Source organism: Serratia sp. 506_PEND (genome assembly GCF_001076875.1).
In the GTDB taxonomy this organism is placed as follows: domain Bacteria; phylum Pseudomonadota; class Gammaproteobacteria; order Enterobacterales; family Enterobacteriaceae; genus Serratia; species Serratia marcescens.
Genome location: NZ_JVEL01000115.1, coordinates 1 through 5,621, shown reverse-complemented (window position 1 = coordinate 5,621; position 5,621 = coordinate 1). Strand labels below are relative to the sequence as shown.

Sequence of the window (5,621 nt, the reverse complement as noted above, 5' to 3'; positions counted from 1 at the left end):
GCCTCGCGGCGGGTAAGAGGCTAACTTAACGTTGCTGGCGTTAGAGTAGGCCTCGGGTTGATGAATATCGACTCGGGGCTTTTCTCTTTGTACCTTTCACGCAGACTCTAGATACAAAGATCCAGAGCACCCGCGCGCAGTATATTCATCCTCCCCGTTATCCCGATTCCTTTTTACTGACTCCGTTTCATTTCTGCGCAAAATTGCGCAAAGGCGTTGCAACAGACTGAAAATCGCCGCGCGGATGGCGAAAAATGAAATAAAAAAAGCGGCCCCCATACGATGAGAGCCGCTTTTTCAGCGAGGCGTGGCCAAGCGTCAGGCGTGTTTCTTGGCCGCCTGCAGGTACAGCATTTCCAGACCCAGGGTCGCCGCGGCCAGCGCGGTGATCTCGGACTGATCATAAGCCGGCGCCACTTCCACTACGTCCATGCCGACGATGTTCAGCGACTGCATGCCGCGCACCAGTTTCAGCGCGCGATCGGAGGTCAGGCCGCCGATCACCGGCGTGCCGGTGCCCGGTGCGAACGCCGGATCCAGGCAGTCGATGTCGAAGGTCAGGTACACCGGCATATCGCCGACGATGCCCTTGATCTGAGTCAGCAGGTCGTCCACGCTGCGATCGTTCACCTGCGCGGCGTCCAGTACGGTAAAGCCATTGTCGTGATCGAACTCGGTGCGAATGCCGATCTGCACCGAGTGGTGCGGATCGATCAGGCCTTCGTTCGGCGCATGATAGAACATGGTGCCGTGGTCGAACTTGCTGCCGTTGGCGTAGGTATCGGTATGGGCGTCAAAGTGCACCAGCGCCAGCTTGCCGAAATGCTTGGCGTGCGCGCGCAGCAGCGGCAGGGTGACAAAGTGATCGCCGCCGAACGAGAGCATGCGCTTACCGGCCTTCAGCAGTTTCTCCGCATGCGCCTGCAGCTTGTCGCTCATGTCCTGCGCATCGCCGAAGTTGAACACGATGTCGCCGCAGTCAACCACGTTCAGACGATCGCGCAGATCGAAGCTCCACGGCCAACGGTTGCCTTCCCAGGCCAGGTTGGTGGACACCTGGCGGATGGCCGCCGGGCCATGACGGCCGCCGGCGCGACCGGAGGTCGCCATGTCAAACGGAATGCCGGTGATGACCCACTCTGCATCGCTGTCGTAAGGCATGAAGTTCAGCGGAAAGCGCAGGAAACCAAAGGCGTTGGACACTAATGAATTATCGGACTGATGGCCTAAGGTGCTCATAGTAAACCCTCGTAGTTCAACAAGTTGCCGGGCGCAGACGCCGGGCCGTTACAAAAAAAAATCCCTCCCGCGTCGTTAGCCCGACGAGAAAGGGATTTATTCGATGTGTGTTTCGGTGCTACCGATACGGCAGATTATGGCCGCATTTTATCCATGCTTCAAGAGGGCCGATATCGCCCCCCATGAAGAAGGCGGTTACTCGTCTTCCAGATACGTATAACCGTACAGACCGGCCTCAAACTCTTCCAGGAACTGCGCCTGCAGCTCGCTGTCCAGATCGGTTTCTTTGACCTGATCGCGGAATTTGGACAGCAGCGCGCTCGGATCGAGCTGCACATACTCCAGCATATCCGCCACGGTATCGCCCTCGTCGGACAGCTCGGTCTCGACGCTGCCGTCCGGGAACACGTACACGTCAACCGAGGCGGTGTCGCCGAACAGGTTGTGCATGTTGCCGAGGATCTCCTGATACGCACCGACCATGAAGAAGCCCAGCGCCGGCGGGTTCTCCGGATCGTACGGCGGCATCGGCATGGTGGTCGCCACGCCGTCGCCGTCGACGTAATGGTCGATGGTGCCGTCGGAGTCGCAGGTGATATCGAGCAGCACAGCGCGGCCTTCCGGCGGTTTATCCAGCCCTTCCAGCGGCAGCACCGGGAACAGCTGGTCGATACCCCAGGCATCCGGCATCGACTGGAACAGTGAGAAGTTGACGTAGAACTTGTCCGCCATGCGCTCTTGCAGCTCGTCGATGATCGGGCGGTGTGCGCGGTTGCTCGGATCGAGCTGCTGCTGGATCTTGTTGCAGATGTTCAGATACAGCTGCTCGGCCCAGGCGCGCTTGGTCAAGTCCAGCATGCCGTGCGCGTATTGGGTGTGCACGTCGTGCAGATCCATCTGGCTGTCGTGCAGCCATTCGCGCAGCGAGCGGCGGTTCTCCGGCTCGTTCATTTCCAGCCAGGTTTCCCACATGCTTTCCAGCGCGCGCGGCGCGTCGGCTTCCGGCGGCTGCGGTTCGCTGAACTCGTTGCGCTCGACGCCAATCACGTTGGAGACCAGCACCGTGTGGTGCGCGGTCACGGCGCGGCCGGACTCGGTGATCACCGTCGGGTGCGGCAGGCCGTGTTCGTTACAGGCGTCGCCGATGCCCCAAATCACGTTGTTGGCATATTCGTTCAGGCCGTAGTTGACCGAGCAATCGGACTGCGAACGGGTGCCTTCGTAGTCGACGCCCAAGCCGCCGCCCACGTCGAAGCACTGAATGTTGACGCCCAGCTTGTGCAGCTCAACGTAGAAGCGCGCCGATTCGCGCACGCCGGTGGCGATGTCGCGAATGTTGGCCAGCTGCGAACCCAGGTGGAAGTGCAGCAGCTGCAGGCTGTCGAGGCGGCCCGCTTCACGCAGGGTTTCCACCAGCTTCAGCACCTGCACCGCCGCCAGACCGAACTTGGATTTTTCGCCGCCGCTCGACTGCCATTTGCCGGAGCCTTGCGATGCCAGACGCGCACGCACGCCCAGGCGCGGTATGACGTTCAGCCGTTCGGCCTCTTCCAGCACCAGGTTGATCTCGGACATTTTCTCGATCACCAGGTACACCTTGTGCCCCAGCTTTTCCCCGATCAACGCCAGGCGAATGTATTCACGATCTTTATAACCATTACAGACAATCACCGAGCGGGTCATGCCGGCATGCGCCAGCACCGCCATCAGCTCGGCCTTGGATCCGGCTTCCAGCCCCAGCGGTTCGCCGGAGTTCACCAGCGATTCAATCACGCGGCGGTGTTGGTTCACCTTGATCGGATACACCAGGAAATAACCGCCCTGGTAGCCGAAGGATTCACGCGCGCGTTTGAACGCGGCGTTGATCGAACGCAGGCGATGCTGAAGGATCTGCGGGAAGCAGAACAGCGCCGGCAGACGTTGGCCGTCTTTCTGGCGCGTTTTCACCAGTTCTGCCAGATCGACGCGCGCCTGCGGGACATCCGGATCCGGGCACACGCTGATATGGCCCAGCTCGTTGACGTCATAGTAATTGTTGCCCCAGTAGGCGACGTTATAAGTACGCAGCATCTTGCTGGCATTACGATCATTCATGGCAACCTCCTGCATGGAGCGCAAAGATAAAGACTCGCCCGCAACCGGCGGGCGGTGAATCAACAGATCATCAGACATGGTTCGCCTCACATTCCCTACTGACGAAACCGTCAGCCACTATCGCAGCTACAACCCGCGAGAACAACCCAACAAGCCGCGCCGGCGGCAGCGAAGAGAACTGCCGTTCGCGGTCAGCGATCGGTTTATCACTCATATAATTGTAAGACACCCTGTTCAAACCTCGTGAATCGGGCCAAGAAACATCCCACAGGAAGGCTGCAGGCTACCCTTGTTCAGTTCTTCAGACGACCGTTAGCCGGCCCGAGAATCCTGAGTAGCGGCCAAGTGTTTATCGCACCTGGTAAGTGACAGAGAGACAAGACGGGAAATAGCAGAAGAATGTGCGCCAGAACGGCACTGCTGTTGAGAACCAACAACCGGTAGACAACGGATCATTAATCCAACCACCTCCACGCGCGCCGTTCGGAGTGAACGACCCAGCCTCTAAAATAGTGTAAGAACGTGACCGTTCGATGAAGCGGCGGCGCTTACGGCGAACGCCCGCGACGGATAATAGCGCAACGCCGGCGAATGCAAAGCGGAAGTTAATCGCACCTTCCACCACGCCAGACCGCCGTACTGTGCAGCAAATGAACCGCGCGCGCAGTTTATACCGGTAAGCAGGTGAAAAAGCAAAATGAAAATTCGCCGAAAACTGTTTCAAGCGATGAAAATGGCGCCAACCCGTTTGCGCAAAAGAGCGAAAGCGCAAAAAATTACTGGCAATCTGGCTAAACCCTGACCTAAAATAGACGTCCAGATGTTAATCCATCTATACTGGTTAACTGATAAACTGCTTAACGGCTTTGCCTGAGGGGCGTTGCAGGATGCATCTCGCGCCATCAGCGGAAGACCCTTCGCTTCGATGCCGGATCTCCAGCGCTGTGCAGTAATTTCTAACCCGTCTTATGCAAGGTAAAGAACACAATGGCTAAACACCTCTTCACGTCCGAATCCGTCTCCGAAGGACATCCCGATAAAATCGCCGATCAGATCTCCGATGCCGTCCTCGACGCCATCCTGGAACAAGATCCGAAGGCGCGCGTCGCCTGCGAAACCTACGTGAAAACCGGCATGGTCCTGGTCGGCGGTGAAATCACCACCAGCGCCTGGGTCGATATCGAAGAGATCACCCGCAAGACCGTGCGCGAGATCGGCTACGTTCATTCGGACATGGGCTTTGACGCCAACTCCTGTGCAGTATTGAGCGCTATCGGCAAGCAATCCCCGGATATCAATCAGGGCGTTGATCGTACCGATCCTCTCGAGCAGGGCGCCGGCGATCAGGGCTTGATGTTTGGCTATGCCACCAACGAAACCGACGTGCTGATGCCTGCACCTGTCACCTACGCGCACCGTCTGGTGCAGCGCCAGTCCGAAGTGCGTAAAAACGGCACCCTGCCGTGGCTGCGCCCGGATGCGAAGAGCCAGGTGACCTTCCAGTACGACGACGGCAAAATCGTCGGCATCGACGCCGTGGTGCTGTCCACCCAGCACTCTGAAGACATCTCGCTGAAAGATCTGCAAGAAGCGGTGATGGAAGAGATCATCAAGCCGGTACTGCCGGCGGAATGGCTGACGGCGGGCACCAAATACCACATCAACCCGACCGGCCGTTTCGTTATCGGCGGCCCGATGGGCGACTGCGGCCTGACCGGCCGTAAGATCATCGTCGACACCTACGGCGGCATGGCGCGCCACGGCGGCGGCGCCTTCTCCGGTAAGGATCCGTCCAAGGTTGACCGTTCCGCGGCTTACGCGGCGCGCTACGTGGCGAAAAACATCGTCGCCGCCGGCCTGGCCGATCGCTGCGAGATTCAGGTGTCTTACGCTATCGGCGTAGCGGAACCGACCTCCATCATGGTGGAAACCTTCGGTACCGAGAAAGTGCCAACCGAACAGTTGACGCTGCTGGTGCGCGAATTCTTCGATCTGCGCCCATACGGCCTGATCCAGATGATGGATCTTCTGCAGCCGATCTACCGCGAAACCGCCGCCTACGGCCACTTCGGCCGCGAGCACTTCCCATGGGAAGCGACCGACAAAGCCGCACTGCTGCGCGATGCCGCCGGCCTGAAATAAGCCCCGACATCAACATGAAAAACGGCGAGCCAAGGCTCGCCGTTTTTTTTGAACGGATGGGTGCTCATGGATCAACGCATCGACTGCCGGCCGGCGGAGGCAAAGCCCCCGCCGCCGGGTTGCCTTACCGTTCGGATTCGTAAGCC

At 59.0% G+C, this 5,621-nt stretch carries 3 protein-coding genes; 1 reads left to right on the top strand and 2 read right to left on the bottom strand.

The features are described from left to right. Window positions 1-318 precede the first annotated feature (318 nt). Window positions 319-1,239: an agmatinase gene (speB, locus tag ADK28_RS03345; protein WP_004937606.1), complete on the bottom strand. Its 921-nt coding sequence runs from the start codon at window positions 1,237-1,239 to the stop codon at window positions 319-321. 195 nt (window positions 1,240-1,434) lie between these two features. Next, entirely contained in the window at window positions 1,435-3,411 is a 1,977-nt protein-coding gene (gene speA / locus ADK28_RS03340) for a biosynthetic arginine decarboxylase (protein ID WP_028127388.1), read from the bottom strand. A 909-nt stretch (window positions 3,412-4,320) separates the two neighbouring features. On the opposite strand from speA, the gene metK reads away from it, so the two are divergent. Continuing rightward, complete coding sequence (metK, locus tag ADK28_RS03335) at window positions 4,321-5,475, top strand: methionine adenosyltransferase (protein ID WP_016926681.1); 1,155 nt, start codon at window positions 4,321-4,323, stop codon at window positions 5,473-5,475. Window positions 5,476-5,621 lie beyond the last annotated feature (146 nt).